Below are 20,565 nucleotides of genomic sequence, written 5' to 3'. Positions count from 1 at the left end.
CTATGCGGCTGGCCCCGTCGCGGTGCCTGTTCCTCATAACGACGCGACTGTCACCGACATCACGCATCTGCTGCCCCTTATTTTTATATAAAAAGCGTATACGCTTCATGTGATGGGCTGGCAAGCCAAATTTTACCGTTGCAAACGGCGAGAAACCCGGTAGGCTTTGATTTAGTAATCGCAAAAGCTGACAAAACTGATGCTGAGCGCTTGCCATTTAAAGCGTATACGCTAGAAATTATGCCGATCATCCAATTCTGAGAACAACACGTCGAAAGACGGATAGAGGGGTCGCCATGTCCAGGGAAAATGAAAAGATCGCGATTGTCGGCGCGGGCCTCGGCGGCGCCGTTGCTGGTGCTTTGCTTCAGCATGCCGGCTTCGACGTCAATGTCTACGAGCAGGCGCCCAGCTTCTCCCGCCTCGGTGCCGGTATTCATATGGGCCCGAATGTCCTGAAGATTTTCGAGCGCATCGGCGTCGACAGGCAGGTCATCGATATCAGCAGCACACCGACCCACTGGTTCAGCCGCGACGGCATGACCGGTGACTATCGCTCGCGCATTCCGCTTGAGGGATATGGCGCAACCTATTGCACGGTTCATCGCGGAGATCTGCAGGCGATCCAGTGTGACGCGCTTCAGCCCGGCACTCTGCATTTTGGCAAGAAGCTGGCGCGCGTCGATGATAACGGCACGGATGTCCTGATTGAATTCGAAGATGGAACATCGGTTCGCGCCGATATCGTCATTGGTGCCGACGGTATCAATTCGAGGGTACGCGAGACGCTTCTTGGCGAAGAAAAGCCGAACTACAGCGGCTGGGTGGGACACCGCGCGCTGATTTCCTCCGACAAGCTGAAGAAATTCGATCTGACCTTTGAAGATTGCGTCAAATGGTGGGGTCCTGACCGTCACATGATGGTCTACTATACAACGGCACGGCGCGACGAATATTATTATGTCACGGGCGTCCCGCATCCGGCCTGGGAGTTCGACTCCGCATTTGTCGACAGCAGCCGTGAGGAGATGGCGGCAGCCTTCGACGGATATCACCCAATCATTCAGGCGCTGATCGATAGCACCGATACGGTGACCAAGTGGCCGCTGTTCAATCGCAATCCTTTGCCTTTGTGGAGCAAGGGCCGCCTGGTCCTGCTCGGCGACGCCTGCCACCCGATGAAGCCGCATATGGCGCAAGGGGCGGCCATGGCCATCGAAGACGCGGCCATGCTGACGCGCTGCCTTCAGGAAACGGGCATCAGTGATTTCAACACGGCCTTCAAGCTTTATGAGGCCAACCGTCGCGATCGGGCGACGCGTGTGCAGACCGTTTCCAATGCCAATACCTTCCTGCTGAACCAGGAAGATCCTTCCTGGGTCTATGGCTACGACATCTATGCCGAGCCGCTGAAGAGCGAGAACGCGGCATGAGCGGGCCGGCGCCGTACGGCGCGAATGTTTTCGCCAACGGTATTCGCCAGCACTACCTGCGCTATGGCGGCAAAGGCCCTGCCGTTATCCTGATCCCGGGCATTACGAGCCCGGCAATCACCTGGGGCTTCGTCGCAGAGCGGCTTGCCGAACGATATGATGTCTATGTGCTTGACGTGCGCGGACGTGGCCTGTCCGCGACCGGCCCGGATCTAGACTATGGTCTTGACGCCATGGCAGCCGATGTCGTCGGCTTTGCGTCGGCACTCGGGCTTTCCGGGCCGGCGCTGCTCGGTCATTCGATGGGCGCGCGCATAGCCATCCGTGCGGCGGTTTGCGCTCCGACGGTCTTTTCGCGCCTGGCGCTGATCGATCCGCCGGTTTCCGGACCCGGCCGCCGGGCCTATCCGAGCAAGCTGCCATGGTATGTCGATAGCATCCGGCTTGCCATGAAGGGTATCGATGCGCAGGGTATGAAGGCATTCTGCCCGACTTGGACCGATGAACAGCTCTCTTTGCGGGCCGAATGGCTGCACACGTGCTATGAGCCGGCGATCGTCACTGCGTTCGAGGATTTCCACAAGGACGACATCTTTCCGGATCTGCCGAAGCTTCAGCAACCCGCCCTGTTGATGGTGGCAGGCCGCGGCGGTGTGATCGAGCAGGTGGACGAAGACGAAGCACTCTCGCGCTATCCAGCATTGGAGATCGTCCGGGTGCCGAACGCCGGGCACATGATCCCCTGGGATGATTTTGACGGGTTCTTTGCAGCCCTTGGAGATTTTCTCTCCCGCTGACCGGCAGCGGCGGATCGCTCGTTCCGCCGCTGTTTCTTTTTGCCATTGTTCGTGAAGCAGAGGATGTCATCCCGTGCAAAAATACTACCGTATCGGTCAGATCGTACCCAGTTCCAACACCACCATGGAAACCGAAATCCCGGCCATGCTGACGGCGCGGCAGTCCATCCGCCCGGAACGCTTTACCTTCCATTCCAGCCGCATGCGCATGAAGAAGGTCGTCAAGGAAGAACTGGCGGCCATGGATGCGGAATCCGACCGTTGCGCGGTCGAACTGTCCGACGCCCGCGTCGATGTCCTGGGCTACGCCTGCCTCGTAGCGATCATGGCGATGGGGCTTGGATATCATCGCCAGTCCGAAAAGCGCTTGACCGGTCGCACAATCGACGAAGGCACGAATATTCCGGTCGTCACCAGCGCCGGCGCCCTGATCGAAGGGCTGAAGGTCATGAAGGCGAAGAAGATCGCCGTCGTGGCCCCCTATATGAAGCCGCTCACCGAACTCGTTGTCGATTACATCCGCGAAGAAGGTTTCGAGGTTGTGGATTGGCGTGCTCTGGAAATTCCGGACAATCTCGATGTCGCGCGCCACGATCCCGATAACCTGCCGGCCATCGTACAGACGCTCGATCTCACCGATGTCGATGTGATCGTGCTCTCGGCCTGTGTGCAGATGCCGTCTTTGCCGGTGATTGCCAAGGTTGAGGCCATGACCGGCAAGCCGGTTCTGACGGCCGCAGTCGCCACGACTTACTGCATGCTGAAATCGCTCGGTCTGGAAGCGGTCGTGCCGGGTGCCGGCGCGCTTCTGTCCGGTGCCTATTAGGGAGGCCATCGTGCAAAGCGCCGAAACGAACTATCAGGGTGTGTGGGGCAACCGGATCGGGTTTGGCCAGCGTCCGGCTCTTCTCGTTATCGACTTCCTGAAAGCCTATACGATCGAGGGCGCGCCTCTTTATGCAACCGGCGTGGTCGATGCGGTCGCGCAGGCGCCCGAATTGATCCGCGCGGCACGCGACGCCGGCATTCCCGTCATCCATACCCGCATTCTCTACCTGGCGGAAAACTGCGCCGATGGCGGCATGTGGGTAAAGAAATCGCCCGTCATGAAGGCGATGGTCGAGGGCAACGTGCTTGCCGAGTTCTGCGACGAGGTGCAGCCCGAACAGGGGGAGCTTGTCATCGTCAAACAATATGCCAGCGCTTTCTTCGGCACCAGCCTGGCGTCGCATCTGCACGCGCAGGGCATCGACACGGTTATCATGGCGGGCTGCTCGACCAGCGGCTGCATCAGGGCAAGTGCCGTCGATGCGGTTCAATATGGGTTCAGGCCCATCGTCGTGCGTGACTGCGTCGGCGACCGGCATCCCGACCCGCACAATGCCAACCTCTTCGATATCGACAGCAAATATGGCGATGTCGTCCTGAAGGAAGAAGCGATTGCCGAAATCGCCAAGGTCAAGTTCGGCTGTCCGTCACGGGACGAAACACCCACGCCTTGAATCAATATAAGGGAACAAGCATGGATCACTTCAGCTTCACGGAAATCTGCCTGCATCAGTTGAAGATGTCGGGCGTCCACGAGGGCGAAAAACTTATCGTCCTGACCCAGGGCAACGAGCGCCTCGATTACGCCGACGCCTTCATGGCGGCGGGCATGCGCCTTGGCGCCAAGATGTATCACATGCGTTTGCCGCCGGTGCCGCCGGCCGGTGCATGGGCAGTCGGCCAGACAGGCCTTGCAGCCATGCCGGAAGCGGTCGAGGCCCTGAAGGCGGCCGATATGTTGATCGATTGCATCTTTCTGCTCTTCAGCCCGGAACAGATGGCGATCCAGGCGTCCGGCACGCGTATTCTGACCGCAGTGGAACCGCCGGAGCTTCTCGCCCGCATGCTGCCGACAAAGGAACTGCGCGAGCGCGTCGAATTTGCCGGCGATCTGCTCTCCAAGGCGAAGGTGATGCGAATTACCTCGGCGCATGGCACCGACGTGACCTACAAGCTCAACACCTATCCCGCCATTACGGAATATGCGTGCACCGACGAGCCGGGCCGCTGGGACCACTGGCCGTCTGGCTTCGTGTTCACCGGTGGTGACGACAACGGTGTTGACGGTACGATCGTCGTTGCTCCCGGTGATATCCTGCTGCCGCAGAATATCTACGTGCGCGACCCGATCATCTATACGATCGAAAACGGTTGGATCACCGACATTCGCGGCGGCCTCGACGCTGAGCTGGTCAAATCCTACATGGCCGGTTTCAACGATCCGCGCGGCATGGGTATGAGTCATGTCGGCTGGGGCCTTAATCAGAACGCCAAATGGCATCGCATGGTGCCTGGTGAATTCCCGGGCGGCATGGGCATGGAGGCCCGCTCATTCTATGGCAACGTGATGTTCTCGACTGGCCCCAACAACGAGTTGGGCGGACCGAACGACACGGCTTGCCATCTGGACATACCGATGCGCAATTGCTCGCTGTTCCTGGACGACGAGCCGATGGTTCTGGATGGTGACATCGCTGTCAAGGACATGCAGTACAAGTTCGACTGATTCTTCGGCTTCCGGCCGAATTGTAATCGAAGAGACGGAGTTATTTCCGGAGTCCTGGCCGCCGTGAGTGGCGGCCAGGACACGGCAAACCCGTGCGTTCACTGTCGAGAGCTAAAAGGTGGCAAAGACCACCGCTCTTGAACCACAGCGACCGGCATGATTTAAAAAAAGAGGGGTACCATGCAGTCACCAATTACAGTTGAAGACGGCCTCAGAATGGCTGATGTCGGCGCTTTCCAAAAGCGTCTGTTCGTCATTTTTGGCCTGGTCTGGGCTGCGGACGCAATGCAGGTTCTGGCGATAGGGTTCAGCGCTCCGTCGATTGCCGTCAGCTTCGGCATTACCGTTCCGCAGGCGCTGCAGACCGGCACTTTGTTTTTTCTCGGAATGCTCATCGGTGCCTTCGTTTTCGGGCGGCTGGCAGACAGGATCGGCCGAAGGCCTGTGCTGTTCATCGCCATCATTCTCGATGCGATCTGCGGGGTTGCCTCGGCTTTCGCCCCGGATCTTCAATGGCTGCTCCTGGCGCGGTTCCTGACGGGCCTTGGCGTTGGCGGCACGCTTCCGGTCGATTACGCGATGATGGCCGAATTCCTTCCCTCGGACCGGCGCGGCCGCTGGCTGGTTCTGCTCGAAGGCTTCTGGGCTGTCGGCACCGTCGCTTTGGCTCTGCTCGCGCTCGGCGCCGGAACACAAGGGGGGGAGGTCTGGAGGACGATTTTCTTCGTGACAGGTCTTCCTGCTCTGATCGGCGTCGTTCTGCGCTTCTACGTTCCTGAATCACCCCTTTACCTCAGTCAACAGGGACGCTCGGAACAGGCACGGCAAGTCCTGCAGACGGTCGCAAAGGCGAATGGCACGAATGTTGAAATTCCGCCACTCGTGCAGCAGAAGCCGCAACGCAAGTCGATATCAGCGCTTTTTTCCGGCGACCTGCGCCGCCGGACGATTTTCCTGATGCTCGCATGGATGCTGATTTCGGTCTCCTATTACGGCGTGTTCGTCTATCTGCCGGTCAAGCTTGCCGCCGATGGTTTCGGTTTCGTTCGCGGCCAGGTGTTTCTCGTCATTCTGGCCATCGCCCAACTGCCGGGCTATGCGCTTGCTGCCTATGGCGTCGAGAAATGGGGGAGGAAGCCCACATTGATCGGCTTCCTTCTGCTCAGCGCCATCGGAACGCTTGCCTACGGGCTGGGGCAGACGGCAGAGATCATCGTGGCCGCGACGCTGCTGCTGAGCTTTGCACTTCTGGGCACATGGGGTGCGATCTATGCCTTCACGCCCGAGATTTACCCGACGACGCTTCGAGCGAGCGGCATGGGCATGGCCGGGTCGGTCGCCCGTTTCGGCGGTCTCCTGGCACCCTCTATCGTGGCGCCTTTGATGACCTCGAACTTCGGCCTTGCCTTGGGGGCGATTTCCGGCCTGCTGGTTGTCGCTGCCGTCAGCGTCTGGCTGATCAACGTGGAATCGAAGGATCGTGTCCTCGAGTAAATCACCTTCAGTCTCGCGGCACGTCAACAGTACGCTACGAGACCCTGCCATCACCCACAACCGCTCGTGTCAGCCCGGTCATGACGATCGACCCGCTTGCGATTTGCAGCATTTTGGAAGAAGACAGATCTGAAATGGGAGCGAGCGTGACAACAATGACTGGCGGCGATGACAGGAAGGACTTGGGCCGGCGGGACCCTTATCTGGTCACCGAGCAGGTGGGCCATCTGCTGCGCAAAGCCTATCAGCGGCATCTTGCCATCTTCCAAAGCAATGCGAGCGACCCCGACCTGACATCCGTGCAATTCGTGACGCTCTGTGCCCTGCACGACCTTGGCCCCAGCTCGCAGGTCGAACTCGTCAAGGCCACCTCGGTCGATCAGGCAACGATCCGCGGCATCGTCGAAAGACTGAAGGCGCGGGGCCTGATCGATCTTTCCAGAGATGAGGCCGACGGCCGCAAGGTGGTGATTTCGCTTCTGCCAAAGGGCGAAGCGGTGCTTGAGCAGATGTATCCGCAAGGCCATCTCATCAGTGAAAAGACCATGCGCCGTCTCAACCCGGCCGAACGGGTGGCGCTGCTGTACCTTCTGCGCAAGATCGCGGAAGAGGATGAACAGGACAGTTGAAAGCCAGGGCACCATACCAGAACCGACCGGAGTGTTTCCGATAGAGATCGATCCGCAATAGCAGCCGGTTGGTGCACATAGGCTTGCTCGACGATAAGGCATCCGTCGCGATCGTCCCCCTGGCTGCCGGCTTCTCCGCCCGATGTACGCAAAGCCGAGGGTGTGCTTGTCATGCTCGCGGACATGCCATCGCTGTCTGGTCTAAATTGAGTGGACACGGTGCAGGGTGTTGATTCTACTCGTATTCGAACGTTTGGCGATGATCCCGGACACGACAGAGGAGCAACTCCGTGCAGCACCACAAGAGCGTCCTTTATGATCTCTCGAAGAGTGTTCCATGAGCTGTCTTTGCTAGGCGAGTGGACGAGCACGGGGCCGACAAACATATCCGGCGGTTGTCGACGAAGACCCAGCTGACCGCCCTCCTGTACGGACAATTGGCAAAGGCCGTGAGTTTGCGCGAGATCGCTGGCGGCCTGGAAAGCCATGCGGCCAGTCTTCGTCAGCTTGGCCCAGCCAGCCCCGCGCTCGACACATGCCAACCATCGTCGATTTCATAGAAGGTCAGCTCCCGGACAAGATTTCATGACGTGGTTGGGGCGAAGATGCGCGACCCAGGCTTCCACTTGGCCAACGCTTGAAAAGTGCACTTGCATTGACGCCGCCAAAGCCGAAGCCGTTCGATATGGCGTATTCAGTGTCTACGTGCCGAGCGTTATGCGCGACGAAATCGATACCGGCGGCTTCCGGATCCGGAGTATTCAGGTTCAAGGTTGGTGGTGCGATCTGGTTTCTGAGCGCCATGATCGTGAAGATGGCTTCCAGCCCCCCGGCGGCGCCGAGGAGGTGTCCTGTCGCTGATTTCGTCCCGCTGACGGCGACGGTCTTTTCGGAACCGAAAACACTTTTGATAGCCCTGATTTCCCCCAGATCCCCGACCTGTGTCGATGTGGCGTGCGCGTTCAGATGACCGATCTCACGCGGCGCAATCCCAGCCTGTGCGATGGCGATCTCCATGGCTCGGCGCGCGCCATTTCCGTCTTCCGGGCCGGAGGTGATGTGATGGGCGTCGGCTGTCGTGCCGTATCCGACGAGTTCGGCAAGGGGCGTGGCGCCGCGGGCAAGCGCATGGCTCAGGGATTCAATCACCAGGATTCCGGCTCCCTCTCCCATGATGAAGCCGTCACGCCTCGCATCGAACGGCCGCGATGCCTCGCCCGGTGTTTCGTTGAAGCCGGTCGAAAGAGATCGGGCCGCTGCGAAGCCTCCAAGGCTGACGATGTTCAGGCAGGCTTCGGTTCCGCCGCACACGGCAATGTCTGCTTCGTTTGCCCGGATCAGTCTGGCGGCATCGCCGATCGCCTGAACGCCGGCAGCGCACGCCGTGACTGGTGCGCCAAGCGGACCTTTGAAGCCATGGCGGATCGAGACTTGTCCGGCTGCGAGATTGACGAGAAACGACGGTATGGTGAAAGGCGAAAGACGACGGACACCCCGTTGATCGACGGTGCGAACCGCCTCGGTGATCGCCGGAAAGCCCCCGACACCCGAAGCGATGATCGTTGCTGTTCGCAGCCGGTCATCATTCGAAACCGGCCTCCACTTCGCCTGTGCGAGCGCTTCTTCCGCAGCCGCCAGTGCGAAGATGATGAACCGGTCGACCTTGCGTTGGTCCTTCGGAGCCAGAACCGTGTCCGGATCGAAGCCACCTTCAGGGTCTTCGGCTGATGAGGGGACCACTCCGCCTATTTTCGAGGGGAGGTCTCCAACGACATCGTCTGCCAGCCGGCGAATGCCGCTTTGACCCGCAAGGAGGCGCGACCAGGAGATACCGGCATTCGCACCAAGGGGGCTGACAGCTCCCATTCCTGTTACAACGATACGACGCATCTGTTTTCCACCTGTCTTCTCATTAAAAATAGGCATGCCTGGAGCGTGCCGGCCGGCGATACGACCAGTGCCCATTGTCAAAACATGAAGTTTGCACGAGGGTTCAAACGGCGCCGCTGCCCGCACATTCGGGCGGCAGCTCAGCTCGGGCCCTCATCCGCACCGGGTCATCGAACCCGGCGGTAGCCTTCAGGCGATACTATCACCGCGCGCAATGCGCCTGACTTCGCCGGCAGCTGCATCGAGGATGCCCTGCGACAAACGCTCGTCGTCCATAATGCGCGAGAGTGTGACGGCACCCACCATAAGGGAGAGTATCGCCATCGCCTTGCCGCTAGGATTGGAGCTCTTGGCATCAGTCATCAGTTCATCCAGAACCTCGAAGTGGGCTCGGATCCCGTCCTCAAAGGGGCGCTTCACCTCGGCACTCTGCCGCGTGGCATCAGATCCTAGCGCGACTATAGGGCAACCCTCTGCCTTTTCTCCCCTATGGTCCGTTGAGAGATAGAACTTTATCACCGCTTCGAGGGGATCAGAGTCGTCTGCCGCTGCCGCCGACCATCGGCGTGTAGCGCTTTCCATTGCGCGCCTTGATGCCTGGACAGCAAGATCGTCCTTGGACGAGAACTGCTTGTAGAACCCGCCTTGTGTAAGGCCCGCCCCCTTCATCAGATCCTTGAGGCCAATACCATCGAAGCCGTGCTCTCGAAACAGACGACTGGCGACGTTGATCACCGTTTCCCGATTTTCCTCGGCCTGTGCGCGGCTCACTCTCATATCGATCTCCGATTAGATTTCATTTGACATCTATATCTCAAATAGAGTTAGATCGCAATCTAAATCATCCAGGTCGCTGGTCAAGAAGAGAACTTAAAATGAAACGCAAACATGTCCTGACTTTCGTGGGTCTCGTGGCAGCGGCGGGTGCCGCTGCCTTCTTGCTTGTTTTCGAAACGCCAAAACGGGAAGCCGAGGCTGCAGACCCAAGGACTGCTTCACCACTGGTGAAGGTGGCAGAGGCGACAAGGACCGAAACGGCGGAACGGTCGTTTACCGGCACTGTTGCTTCGCGGGTACAGAGCAACCTCGGCTTTCGGGTTCCGGGCAAGATCGTTCAGCGGATGGTGGACGCCGGCCAGCAGGTCAAGCAAGGCCAGGCCCTGATGCGGATCGATGAGACCGATCTCCAGCTTGCGCTGACAGCCAAGCGCAACACGGTTACCGCGGCGCGTGCTGTCCTGATCCAGGCACAGGCAGACGAGAAACGTTATGCCGCACTGGTCAAAAATGGATTGGCTGCCACTCCGCAGCGTTATGAACAAGCTAAGGCGGCCCTCGATACGGCCTCGGCACAGCTTGCCGCGGCTGAAGCGGACGCCGAGGTTGCGGAAAACGCCTCCTCCTATAGCGTTCTTCTTGCAGACTCGGATGGAACGGTCGTCGATACGCTCGGAGATCCGGGACAGGTGGTTGCTGCTGGCCAGACTGTTGTTCAACTGGCAAAGGCAGGGCCTCGTGAAGCGGTCATCTGGCTGCCTGAGACGCTGCGACCTGAAGTCGGATCCGAAGCACAGGCCAGTGTCTACGGAAGAGATGGGCTCAGTGGGAATGCAACGCTGAGACAGATCTCCGATTCTGCCGACTCGCAAACCCGGACCTACGAGGCGCGTTATGTTCTCGGAGGCGCAGCTGCCTCCGCCCCGCTCGGCTCAACGGTGACGATCAAAATTCTGGACGCGAACCGGCAGTCAGAGGTCGCCGTACCAGTCGGTGCCATCCTGGACGATGGCAGCCGGACAGGTGTGTGGGTCATCGACAGAGCATCCTCGGCCATCAAGTTTACACCGATTGCCGTAAAGCGGATCGGCGAGGAAACAGCCACCATTACCGGAATCGAGGTTGGTCAGCAGGTTGTCGCCCTCGGCGCGCATCTCCTTGAGGATGGCGATGTCGTCAGGACTGGCGTGCAGCAAGAGGTGGCAAAATAATGAACTTCAATCTTTCCGCCATCGCGGTCCGCGAACGCGCCGTTACCTTGTTCTTCATTGTCCTGCTGGCCGCTGCCGGGGTCTACGCCTTCGTCAAACTAGGCCGCGCCGAGGATCCCTCCTTCACCATCAAGACCATGACGGTCACGTCGGTCTGGCCAGGCGCCACTGCTCGTGAAATGCAGGATCTTGTCGCCGAGCCTCTTGAGAAGCGCATCCAGGAACTCTCCTGGTATGATCGTGTCGAGACGACAACGCGGCCTGGCTACGCATTCCTCACAGTCACCCTCAAGGACAGTACGCCAGCGTCGGCCGTCGAAGAGGAATTCTACCAAGCACGCAAGAAGCTCGGCGACGAAGCCGGAAATCTTCCCCCAGGCGTGATTGGTCCGTTTGTCAACGACGAGTATTCCGATGTGAGCTTCGGCCTCTATGCATTGAAGGCAAAAGGGATGCCGATGCGCGACCTCGTGCGGCAGGCGGAGGTTATCCGTCAGGATCTCCTGCATGTTCCCGGCGTCAAGAAAATCAACATCCTGGGGGAGCGCCCCGAACAGATCTTCGTCGAATTTTCCTATGCCAAGCTGGCGACACTTGGGATATCGGCGCAGGATATTGCCGCAGCCTTGCAGAGACAGAACACGGTGACACCCGCGGGCTCGATCGACACGCGCGGGCCGCAGGTTTTCATCCGTTTCGACGGAGCCTATAACAGTGTGCAGGCCATTGCCGACACGCCGATCGTAGCAGGTGGACGGACGCTGAAACTCTCCGATCTGGCGGATGTACGACGAGGCTATGAGGATCCCGCGACCTATATCATCCGCCATGAGGGCGAGCCTACGATCATGCTGGGCGCGGTCATGCAGGCGGGCTGGAACGGTCTTGAACTCGGCAAAGCGCTTGAAGCACGGTCCGCCACGATCGCGCAAACACTGCCGCTGGGTATGTCGCTGACCAAAGTCAGCGACCAGGCCGTCAACATCGACGAGGCTGTCGGCGAATTCATGCTCAAGTTCGCCATGGCGCTTGGCGTCGTGCTGTTCGTGAGTCTTGTCGCACTCGGCTGGCGTGTCGGCATTGTTGTCGCGCTCGCAGTTCCGCTGACGCTCGCTGTCGTCTTTCTTATCATGCTGGAAACCGGCCGGTTCTTCGACCGCATCACGCTCGGCGCCTTGATCCTTGCGCTTGGCCTTCTCGTGGATGACGCCATCATCGCCATCGAGGTGATGGTGGTGAAGATGGAAGAGGGCATGGACCGCATCAAGGCGGCTGCTTATGCCTGGAGCCACACGGCGGCGCCGATGCTGTCTGGCACACTCGTCACCTTCATCGGACTGATGCCCGTTGGTTTCGCCAAGTCGACTGCCGGTGAATATGCCGGCAACATCTTCTGGGTCGTGGGTTTCGCCCTGATCGTTTCCTGGATCGTCGCGGTGACTTTTACACCTTATCTTGGCGTTAAAATGCTGCCTGACATCAAACCGGTCGAGGGTGGACACCACGCCATCTATGATACGCCGAACTACCGCCGCCTGCGCTCGCTCATCGAGTTTGCGGTTCGCCATAAATTCATGACCTGTGCCGTGGTCGGCATCACTATGGCTGTTTCGGTCGTCGGGATGGGTGGCGTAAAGCAGCAGTTCTTCCCGACATCGGATCGTCCGGAGGTGCTGGTCGAAGTTCGCATGCCTGAGGGTACGAGCATCGAATCAACGACGGCAGCAGTGGAGAAAGTCGAAGGCTGGCTGCAGACCCAGCCGGAAACGAAAATCGTCACCAGCTATATAGGGCAGGGCGCGCCCCGGTTCTTCTTTGCCATGGCACCCGAACTGCCCGACCCCGCCTTCGCCAAGGTGGTCGTGCTCACGCCTGATGCCCATGCACGAGAAGAATTGAAGCACCGCCTTCGTGCCGCCATATCGGACGGCCTTGTTCCCGAGGCATCCGTGCGTGTGACCCAGCTTGTATTTGGTCCCTACACGCCATTTCCGGTCGAATTCCGGATCATGGGGCCTGATCAGGATGAACTCTACAAGATTTCCGAGCAAGCTCTGGCGATCATGAAGGGTGTTCCCGATGTCCGGCAGGCCAACCGCGATTGGGGCAACCGCACCCCGGTGCTGCGCTTTGTTCCCGATCAGGAAAGACTCAATCTGATTGGTCTTTCACCTTCGGAGGCAGCCCAGCAGATGCAGTTGCTGCTCAGCGGCATCCCTGTCACGCAGGTGCGTGACAACATCCGCAACGTGCCCGTTGTTGCACGCAGCGCTGGCGAAAACCGCCTCGATCCATCGCGGCTTGCCGACTTCTCGCTGATGAGCAGGGATGGTCATCAGGTTCCGCTGGATCAGATCGGACATTCCGAAATTCGCTTCGAGGAACCGATCCTGAAACGGCGCGACCGGATGCCGGTGATCACGATACGCTCTGACATCAACGAGGCGACGCAACCTCCTGAGGTTTCGCAACAGGTCATGAAAGCGCTTCAGCCGCTGATCGCGTCGCTCCCCGTCGGATACCGCATCGAGATGGGCGGCAACATCGAGGAATCCCTGAAAGCCAATGTTGCACTGGCCCAGGTTTTCCCGCTGATGATCGCGGCCATGTTGATCGTCATCATCCTGCAGGTGCGCAGCCTGTCGACAATGACAATGGTGATGCTGACCGCACCCCTTGGCCTTGCGGGTGTGGTTCCGACCTTGCTCCTGTTCAATCAGCCGTTCGGCTTCAACGCCATTCTCGGGTTGATAGGATTGGCCGGCATCCTCATGCGCAACACGCTGATCCTGACGGAGCAGATCAAGGAAAACCAGGCGGCCGGTCTGGATGACTATCACGCTGTCGTTGAAGCGACTGTGCAGCGGACACGCCCTGTCATCTTGACCGCACTTGCAGCCATCCTGGCCTTCATACCTTTGACCCATTCGGTGTTCTGGGGGTCGATGGCTTACACACTGATTGGTGGAACGGCGGCAGGCACCGTAATGATCCTGCTCTTCCTTCCGGCGCTGTATGCTGTGTGGTTCAGGATCACGCCCACCAGAGAAGACAACCACGGAGAAACGATTGAAGAACTGGAGCCACCGATGACAATGGCCGCCGAGTAGGACGAACATCAGTTGGTTAAAAACTCCACGCTGGGGACGTCATGAGCGGCCGTACCCCTACAGAGATCGACATTGACCTCTCGCGGGAGCGCATTCTGGATGTGGCGGAAGAGCACTTTCGCCGCATCGGTTACCAAAAGACGTCGGTGGCCGACATTGCATCCTGCCTCGGAATGAGCAGCGCCAATATCTATCGTTTTTTTCCCTCACGGGCGGCAATCAACAAGTCGATCTGTGGCCGTTTCTTCGCGGAAACGGCTCAGTTGGCAGAATCGATCGCACGGATGAAAGCGCCGGCCCATGAGAAGCTCGCAGATCTTTTTAAGATCCTCCATCAGAAAAGGAAAACGACCTTCATCAAGGAGAAGCCGGTCCACGATCTGATCGTTGCCGCAACAGAGAAGAATTGGGCGATCATCAGAGCCCATGGTGACCAGATCGTGGTGATCATCGAGACGATCGTAAGGGAGGGCATTGAAGCGGGGGAGTTTGAGTTTGAAGACGCCGCGCAAGCCGCCCGAAGTGTGATGAACGCCTTCACGCCATTCTACCATCCCGTCCTCGTTGAACAGCGAGTCCGAAATGGTGAAGACACCGAAACAGGTCTGCGTGACCAGATCCACTTCTTTCTGAGAGCTCTGGGTAGGACCTGAGCCTAGCAGCACAGAGAGGTGTTCAAAAGAGCTGCCACTGTTCTAACCACTGGCCAATAAATCCTCTTGACTCTCAAAATGGGATACCTATTTAGATGAGTAATAACTCACTCAATTGAGCTCGGTCATATGGCGCGCCCTCTAAGCGAAGAAAAACGGCAAGCCTTGCTTGAGGCGGCATGCGATTTTGTGGCCCGCCTGGGAACTGAGGCGTCGACCGCGAAAATTGCAAAGGCTGCGGGCGTCTCGGAGGGAACGCTGTTCACATATTTTCCAACCAAGGACGATCTTCTCAATCAGCTCTTCATTGCGATTGAGACCGATCTGATGGAGCGAATGCTTGCTCCATATTCGGACGGGGACGCACCTCGCGACAGGCTGAGACGCGTGTGGGACCGCCTGGTTGATTGGGGATTGACCAATTCGACAGCTCGAAAGGCTGTCAGGCAACTCAAGGTTTCGGATCGGGTAACCGCGCAGAGCAGACAGAAAAGCAAAGCCATGGTCCACGATGCACGGGCGATCGTCGCAGCATGTCTTACCGGTCATGCCGATCCTGAAAGGATTGACTTCTATATCGATACGATCGTGTTCGGTCTCGCCGAAATCACGATCAATGCTATAGCCGCCAACCCGAAACAGGACGAGAACATCCGCCAGTCTGGTTTCGACCTGCTGTGGAAAGGCACTGCTGCATAAAATTTGGAGAATTATTGAGTGTCTAGGCGCTCATTTATAGGAGAATAAACATGTCCGGCTCTACTGGTTTCACTGAAAAGAATGTTCCCGAACAGTCGGGGAAGACCTACATCGTCACAGGTGCCAACGCAGGTATCGGCTTTGAGATTTCGCGAGTGTTAGCCGCACGAGGTGCTCGTGTGCTACTGGCATGCCGGGAGCGCACCAGGGCAGATCAGGCAATAGCGCGGATCAGGCGTATCGCGCCAAGGGCTGATTTGGTCTGGTTGCCGCTTGATCTGGGCGATCTCGACAACGTTCGCGCTGCGGCTGATATTGCTGCGAGAGAGCCGCGTATTGACGTGTTGATCAACAATGCAGGCATCATGAACCCACCTTTGACACGCACCAGGCAGGGCTTCGAGTCCCAGTTCGGCGTTAATCATCTCGGTGTGTTTGCGCTGACAACATTACTCTTACCAAAGCTGGCTCAAACGCCGGGATCGCGCGTCGTCGTGACATCCAGTATCGCGCACCTGAAAGGGAAGATCGACTGGAACGACCTCAACGCCGAAAAAAGTTACAACAAGAGCGAGCGCTACGGCGGCAGCAAGTTGGCAAATGCAGTGTTTTTCTTCGAGTTGGATCGGCGCCTGCGGGCTGCAGATTCTCCAGTTACAGCTGTCGGGTGCCATCCGGGCGTAGCGAGTACCAGTCTTGGACGCCACATGGGGATCTTGCAGCTCGCCGGTCCAATCGTCGGGCTGCTCCTCAACAGCGCGCAAAAGGGCGCCTGGCCTGCGCTGCAGGCGGCAACAGGCAAGGTGAAGCCGGGTGGCTACTACGGGCCAACCGGATTTGGTGGAATCCGCGGGCCATCCGGCGAAGCAAAACGTGCCCCGCATGCCCAGGACCTAGCCCTGGCAAAGCGTCTCTGGGACGTCTCGATTGCGATGACCGGGATAGATCCGGGCTTATTGCCCGCCGGATAGAAACACAAAGGCCGAAGCAGAGGCTTAAAGTAGAAAGCAATGGGAAAAACAGGCCCACATTTACGGAGCCAAATCTATGATCGACGAAGTTTTCGTCCCGTTGCGCCTTTGCGGCAAGTCCGCTCTGGTTTCGGGCGTGTCGCACGGACACGGTGTGGAAAAAAAGCCCACACTCAGGCCGCCGACGGCGCCACCCGCAATCTCGGTGGGCCGTTCTGATCGTACCCAGTCGATGACCTGTCATCACCTCCAGCCGCGCAAAACCCCGAGGGCGAGCTTTCGCAAGAGGTAACACTATGTCCGAACACCTCGCAGTCTATTACACCACCGACATGTCGGCAGGCTTACGACACCACAGAGCAGTTCCTGAGTCTGCGTAAATACCGGGTCTGCTTTCATTTCAAATCAACAGCCATGTTCCTTCCCTTCCCGAGGGAGTTTCATAAATATGCCTTATGCCTAAAAGGCTAAAAGGCCAAAATGCCAGTGCCTTAGGCCAGTTCTTTGGGAATTTAACCCGTGTCGCCGGTTTGCTTCCTTTCAAGGCGACTATCATGAGAGACAGACGGCGGGTACCGGCGCGAGCTTGTGCCTACGTTGTAGCGATCGTCGCTAGGGTCGCTTTGCAGGTTCGGGCAATTACACTTCGTTGCCAGTTTCGGATCGTGCGGCCCCAATCTTTCGTCAGTGATATGTTTGTTTGGAATGCGTCGAGCGTAATCGGCACCTCAAGCGGGAGCGGCATCAACTGCACATTTATGCGTTCAATAAATCGTGCTAATCGCGGCTTCGATGTGACGCTGAACCTCAACAATTAAAGGCGTTGATGAGTCAGCCTTGAATGCTGATTTCCCCAAAAATGGCGCACCTGGGAGAACTCAAACGGCTATTTAATAGGATTTCGTTAACCATCGGGACTCAGACTTCTAGCTCCCGATAGAGGAGTTGAACATGTCGAATACAATCATTGATCTTCTTGAAAGTGCCAAGATTTTGGCTAATGTAGCTAATGTAAATGACGACAATATATTGTCTTACTTGATCGAAATGGCGTTGATCGAAGCTCGCGAAACTAAGTCAGTGCCATTCGATGCCGAAAAGGCAGCATGATCTCGATGATTAAACCCGAGAAAATTCTGGCTTTTGGCTAGTTGAGAAAATAAGGGCGCATCAACCAGATTTCCGTAATATTTCAATAATATATATTACACCGCAAATCTCTCAAGAACGCTTCACGGAAGACCGCCGACACCGAGAAAACGTTCTATCGCCTGCTGATCATTTGAAAGCGCCTGCGGAGTTCCGCTGCAGGCCACGTGCCCGCGCTTGAGGATGACGACTTTTTCTGCGAAATCAAGCGCGCTCTGGATGCGCTGCTCCACGAGAAGGATTGTCATGGGACTTCGGTTCGCTTGGGCCGGTCGGCAGCTCTGCAACCGAGGTTCGCTTCTTCCATTTGGCAACGGTCTTCTGGTTTATGCCGTAGCGCTTGGCAAGCGATCTCAGGCTCTCTTGACTATGCTGTATCGACGGATTGCCTCTGTCGTGGTGGCGCTCCTGTGAAGAGCCTAGCCCATAGTGCCTCCCTCCATTCAATGGATAACATCGCACGATCAAGGTCCGGGATCAAACACCTAGAAGCCGAACAACGTGGATATGATTTCAACAGTCGTTTCCGACTGCCGGAATCCGGCTTCGCGGCCAGCGGGGGCGGCTTTCCGCTGATGTTGAGGGGCGGCACCATGATCGGTACGGTGGGGGTCAGCGGGCTTCCCGACCTGGAGGATCATCTGCTCGTGACAAATGCGCTGCGGGAGCTATTGACCTTGGGTCATTGACGGGCATTTGATCCCTCTCATCCGTTGGCGCAAGAAGCATCCCCGACAGGGGTAAAAACAATTCAGGGGAGAAGGCAATTGGCCAAAACGATACGATGGGGAATCTTGGCGACAGGCTGGATAGCGGATCTGTTCGTCAAGGACCTGATCCATGCGGGTCATTCGGTGGCGGCGGTCGGATCCCGTGCGCAGGAAAGCGCGGATCGCTTTGCAAAGACTTTCGGCATCGCAACGGCGCATGGCAATTACGAGGCGCTGGTGGCCGATCCCAATGTCGATATCATCTACATTGCTACCCCGCATCCCCAGCATGTCTCCGCGGCGAAACTCGCGCTCAATGCTGGCAAGCACATTCTTGTCGAGAAGCCCTTCACCCTCAATGCCGGGGAGGCCGCCGAAATCGTGGACCTTGCCCGCGCCAAAGGTCTGGTCGTGCTTGAGGCGATGTGGACCCGTTTTCTTCCGCACATGCGCCGCATCCGGGAGATCATTGCTGACGGTACCATCGGGGAAGTTCGTTCCATCACCGCTGATCATCGCCAGAAGCTTCCGGATGATCCGAAGCATCGTCTGAACGCGCTGGACTTGGGCGGTGGCGCTTTGCTGGACTTGGGCATCTATCCCATTTCGTTTGCCTGGGACATTCTGGGCAAACCTGCGTCGATCAAGGCGACAGCGACGTTCCGCGACACCGGGGCAGACGCGCAGGTCGCGACGCTCTTTCACTATGCATCGGGCGCGATCGCCACCACCCTGTCCTCAAGCGACAGTGCAGGGCCGAATCGGGCGAGTGTGGTTGGGACGAAAGGGCGGATCGAGATTGACCGCGTGTGGTATGCGCCGACTACATTCCGGGTATATGACAATGAAAACAACGTTCTTGAAACGTTCGACGGTTCGATCGAAGCCCGCGGCATGCAGTTTCAAGCCCAGGAGGCTGAGCGCCTGATCACTGGCGGGCTGATCGCGGGCCAGATCATGCCACCTTCGCAATCCGTCGATATCATGGCCGCGTTGGACGAGGTGCGCAGGCAGATTGGACTGCGATATCCTGGTGAGAAGTGAAAGATCGATGTTCAGGTATCGGTAATCCCCCACAAATGAATCGGGTTCAAACGTAGAATTGTCTTGGCAACATGATCGCGGAGATTTTGACGAAGGCGAATAGATTTGGCGAGCCGCAAATCCTTAAGATCCTTTGCCGGGCGCGAAGCAGCGGTTTCTGTGCCTGAATTCTGCTGGGCACGCCGGATGAGCACGGTGCATCTTTATAGATGGCGAGCCAAATACATAGCCGGACATACGTGATCAAGCCCCGCATTTTCGGTGCCGTGTTGCGACGCTGAGGAAAGTCAGGAGCGGCGGGAGAACGTTTTCCTGGAGCGGAACACGTTCACCAGATTCAATATACGGTTGGAAAGGGTTTCTTGTCACGAAGGGTGATGGCATCTCCACACCGCGGTTCGTATGCGCGAGACCTAACCGCCCGTAACGCTCATATGCCTTGCGACCGCCGGTTTGTTGCGGGTGCGGTCGATGATGAAATCGTGGCCCTTGGGCTTGCGGGTGATCGCCTCGTCGATGACGGTGGACAGATAGGCGTCGTCTTCGGAAGCGCGCAGCGCCGTGCGTAGGTCGGCGGCGTCGTTCTGGCCGAGGCACATGTAGAGCGTGCCGGTGCAGGTGAGGCGCACGCGGTTGCAGCTCTCGCAGAAATTATGGGTCATCGGCGTGATCAGGCCGAGACGGCCGCCGGTTTCTGCGACGGTCAGATAGCGGGCCGGGCCGCCGGTCTTGTAGGAGATGTCCGACAGGCTGAACTGTTCGGCAAGGCGGTCGCGCATTTCCGAGAGCGGCAGGTAGTGGTCGGTGCGGTCCTCGTCGATCTCGCCCATCGGCATGGTCTCGATCAGCGTCAGGTCCATGCCGCGCCCGTGCGCCCAGCGCAGCATGGCGGGGATTTCCGTGTCGTTGAAATCCTTCAGCGCCACGGCATTGATCTTGACATGGATGCCGGCGGCCTGCGCCGCGTCGATGCCTTCCATGACCCTGGAGAGGTCGCCCCAGCGGGTGATCTGCCTGAATTTGTCCGGATCGAGCGTGTCGAGCGAGACGTTGATGCGGCGGACGCCGCAATCGGCAAGCTCGGCGGCATATTTCGCAAGCTGGGAACCGTTGGTGGTCAGCGTCAGTTCGTCAAGTCTACCGGCATGGACATGCTTGCCGAGTTCGCGCACCAGGAACATGACGTTCTTGCGCACCAGCGGCTCGCCGCCGGTCAGCCGCAGCTTGCGCACGCCCTTGGCGATGAAGGCGGAACAGAGCCGGTTCAGCTCCTCCAGCGTCAGCAGATCCTTCTTTGGCAGGAACGTCATGTTTTCCGCCATGCAATAGGTGCAGCGGAAGTCGCAGCGATCCGTCACCGAAACCCGCAGATAGGTCACGGCCCGCCCAAAGGGGTCGATCATGCTTGGAACGGGCCGCATTCCCATTGATTGTTCCTTGAACA

At 58.2% G+C, this 20,565-nt stretch carries 18 protein-coding genes and 3 pseudogenes; 16 read left to right on the top strand and 5 right to left on the bottom strand.

Features of this window, described 5'->3' with window-relative positions:
- Nucleotides 1-296 precede the first annotated feature (296 nt).
- The 8 genes and pseudogenes from ADU59_RS21810 to ADU59_RS29745 all read left to right on the top strand — a co-directional run.
- The gene (locus ADU59_RS21810; protein WP_068956477.1) at nucleotides 297-1,433 is read left to right on the top strand and encodes an FAD-dependent monooxygenase; all 1,137 of its coding nucleotides are present in this window, start codon (nucleotides 297-299) and stop codon (nucleotides 1,431-1,433) included.
- Nucleotides 1,430-2,230, top strand: a complete 801-nt coding sequence (locus ADU59_RS21805) for an alpha/beta fold hydrolase (RefSeq protein WP_068956475.1) — start codon at nucleotides 1,430-1,432, stop codon at nucleotides 2,228-2,230. The genes ADU59_RS21810 and ADU59_RS21805 overlap by 4 nt, the downstream gene beginning before the upstream one ends.
- A 73-nt stretch (nucleotides 2,231-2,303) precedes the next feature.
- On the top strand, nucleotides 2,304-3,056 hold the full coding sequence (locus tag ADU59_RS21800; RefSeq protein ID WP_068956473.1) for a maleate cis-trans isomerase family protein: 753 nt from the start codon (nucleotides 2,304-2,306) through the stop codon (nucleotides 3,054-3,056).
- A gap of 10 nt (nucleotides 3,057-3,066) precedes the next feature.
- A complete protein-coding gene (locus ADU59_RS21795; RefSeq protein WP_068956471.1) occupies nucleotides 3,067-3,732 on the top strand; it encodes an N-carbamoylsarcosine amidohydrolase in 666 nt (221 codons plus the stop codon).
- A gap of 20 nt (nucleotides 3,733-3,752) precedes the next feature.
- Complete coding sequence (locus tag ADU59_RS21790) at nucleotides 3,753-4,784, top strand: 2,5-dihydroxypyridine 5,6-dioxygenase NicX family protein (protein ID WP_068956469.1); 1,032 nt, start codon at nucleotides 3,753-3,755, stop codon at nucleotides 4,782-4,784.
- Nucleotides 4,785-4,964: 180 nt separating this feature from the next.
- Nucleotides 4,965-6,278 (top strand): MFS transporter, encoded by a 1,314-nt coding sequence (locus ADU59_RS21785; RefSeq protein WP_068956467.1) that lies wholly within the window; start codon nucleotides 4,965-4,967, stop codon nucleotides 6,276-6,278.
- Nucleotides 6,279-6,433: 155 nt separating this feature from the next.
- Complete coding sequence (locus ADU59_RS21780) at nucleotides 6,434-6,907, top strand: MarR family winged helix-turn-helix transcriptional regulator (RefSeq protein WP_068956465.1); 474 nt, start codon at nucleotides 6,434-6,436, stop codon at nucleotides 6,905-6,907.
- A 290-nt stretch (nucleotides 6,908-7,197) separates the two neighbouring features.
- Nucleotides 7,198-7,450 (top strand): annotated as a pseudogene (locus ADU59_RS29745) (DUF4372 domain-containing protein); the annotation flags it as partial.
- A gap of 21 nt (nucleotides 7,451-7,471) precedes the next feature.
- Here ADU59_RS29745 and fabF read toward each other — a convergent pair.
- Both fabF and ADU59_RS21770 read right to left on the bottom strand, forming a co-directional pair.
- Nucleotides 7,472-8,797, bottom strand: coding sequence for a beta-ketoacyl-ACP synthase II (gene fabF, locus ADU59_RS21775; RefSeq protein WP_068956463.1), 1,326 nt, complete (start codon nucleotides 8,795-8,797; stop codon nucleotides 7,472-7,474).
- A gap of 189 nt (nucleotides 8,798-8,986) precedes the next feature.
- Entirely contained in the window at nucleotides 8,987-9,574 is a 588-nt protein-coding gene (locus ADU59_RS21770) for a TetR/AcrR family transcriptional regulator (protein WP_068956461.1), read from the bottom strand.
- A 98-nt stretch (nucleotides 9,575-9,672) separates the two neighbouring features.
- Here ADU59_RS21770 and ADU59_RS21765 point away from each other — a divergent pair, with 98 nt between their 5' ends.
- From ADU59_RS21765 to ADU59_RS30800, 6 genes are all read left to right on the top strand, one after another.
- A complete protein-coding gene (locus ADU59_RS21765; RefSeq protein WP_068956459.1) occupies nucleotides 9,673-10,785 on the top strand; it encodes an efflux RND transporter periplasmic adaptor subunit in 1,113 nt (370 codons plus the stop codon).
- On the top strand, nucleotides 10,785-13,895 hold the full coding sequence (locus ADU59_RS21760) for an efflux RND transporter permease subunit (protein ID WP_068956457.1): 3,111 nt from the start codon (nucleotides 10,785-10,787) through the stop codon (nucleotides 13,893-13,895). Before ADU59_RS21765 ends, ADU59_RS21760 begins: the two co-directional genes overlap by 1 nt.
- A gap of 41 nt (nucleotides 13,896-13,936) precedes the next feature.
- Nucleotides 13,937-14,548, top strand: a complete 612-nt coding sequence (locus ADU59_RS21755; RefSeq protein ID WP_068956455.1) for a TetR/AcrR family transcriptional regulator — start codon at nucleotides 13,937-13,939, stop codon at nucleotides 14,546-14,548.
- A gap of 129 nt (nucleotides 14,549-14,677) precedes the next feature.
- Nucleotides 14,678-15,247 carry a TetR/AcrR family transcriptional regulator gene (locus ADU59_RS21750; RefSeq protein WP_068956453.1) on the top strand — a complete coding sequence of 190 codons (570 nt, stop codon included), beginning with the start codon at nucleotides 14,678-14,680 and terminating at the stop codon, nucleotides 15,245-15,247.
- A gap of 50 nt (nucleotides 15,248-15,297) precedes the next feature.
- Entirely contained in the window at nucleotides 15,298-16,218 is a 921-nt protein-coding gene (locus ADU59_RS21745; RefSeq protein ID WP_068956451.1) for an oxidoreductase, read from the top strand.
- 951 nt (nucleotides 16,219-17,169) lie between these two features.
- On the top strand, nucleotides 17,170-17,328 hold the full coding sequence (locus ADU59_RS30800; protein WP_162493788.1) for a hypothetical protein: 159 nt from the start codon (nucleotides 17,170-17,172) through the stop codon (nucleotides 17,326-17,328).
- Between the two features lie 122 nt (nucleotides 17,329-17,450).
- Here ADU59_RS30800 and ADU59_RS30365 read toward each other — a convergent pair.
- Nucleotides 17,451-17,630 (bottom strand): annotated as a pseudogene (locus ADU59_RS30365) (hypothetical protein); the annotation flags it as partial.
- Nucleotides 17,617-17,753, bottom strand: a pseudogene (locus ADU59_RS30075) (IS481 family transposase); the annotation flags it as partial. The pseudogenes ADU59_RS30365 and ADU59_RS30075, both read right to left, overlap by 14 nt.
- 60 nt (nucleotides 17,754-17,813) lie before the next feature.
- Here ADU59_RS30075 and ADU59_RS30070 point away from each other — a divergent pair.
- Together ADU59_RS30070 and ADU59_RS21735 are read left to right on the top strand one after the other, a co-directional pair.
- A complete protein-coding gene (locus ADU59_RS30070) occupies nucleotides 17,814-18,056 on the top strand; it encodes a heme-binding protein (protein ID WP_244506482.1) in 243 nt (80 codons plus the stop codon).
- 78 nt (nucleotides 18,057-18,134) lie between these two features.
- Nucleotides 18,135-19,121: a Gfo/Idh/MocA family protein gene (locus ADU59_RS21735; protein ID WP_068956449.1), complete on the top strand. Its 987-nt coding sequence runs from the start codon at nucleotides 18,135-18,137 to the stop codon at nucleotides 19,119-19,121.
- 413 nt (nucleotides 19,122-19,534) lie between these two features.
- Here ADU59_RS21735 and moaA read toward each other — a convergent pair whose 3' ends face one another.
- On the bottom strand, nucleotides 19,535-20,548 hold the full coding sequence (gene moaA, locus ADU59_RS21730) for a GTP 3',8-cyclase MoaA (protein ID WP_068956447.1): 1,014 nt from the start codon (nucleotides 20,546-20,548) through the stop codon (nucleotides 19,535-19,537).
- Between the last annotated feature and the right edge of the window lie 17 nt (nucleotides 20,549-20,565).

Source organism: Pararhizobium polonicum (assembly GCF_001687365.1).
Taxonomy (GTDB): Bacteria; Pseudomonadota; Alphaproteobacteria; order Rhizobiales; family Rhizobiaceae; genus Pararhizobium; species Pararhizobium polonicum.
Note: the sequence above shows the minus strand (reverse complement) of the source record. Positions and strands in the feature narration are given on the sequence as shown.